This window comes from Tamlana crocina, assembly GCF_012037625.1.
Genome location: NZ_JAAVJS010000585.1, coordinates 1 through 340, shown reverse-complemented (window position 1 = coordinate 340; position 340 = coordinate 1). Strand labels below are relative to the sequence as shown.

The window sequence follows — 340 nt, the reverse complement described above, 5'->3', positions numbered from 1 at the left end:
ATCCTTTCCGGAGTACCGTTGGGAAGGCTTTTCTTCCACAGGTAACCCACGGCATTAAAGACAAGGGTCTTTCCATCGGGCGAAGTCACCGCGTGGCGAATCACCTTCGGATTAAATTCTTCTGAAAATACATCGTGCTTCACCTGATGCGTTTCTGCGATCTTGATGGTGTTATTTACCTCAAACGGAATTTCAGAAACACTGGCATTCTCAATATTTGCTCTTTTGATCTTTCCCTGGCTCCAGAAAACGATCTCCTTACTGTCGGGCATCCAGCCAAAGCCGGGATAGACTCCGAAGATGGCCCAGGCCTCCTGTTGATCCTTGCTAAGCTGATCAT

General features: G+C 47.9%; 1 pseudogene. It reads right to left on the bottom strand.

Going from position 1 to position 340, the window contains the following annotated elements:
* A pseudogene (locus HC176_RS18155) lies at positions 1-340 on the bottom strand (amidohydrolase family protein); the annotation flags it as partial.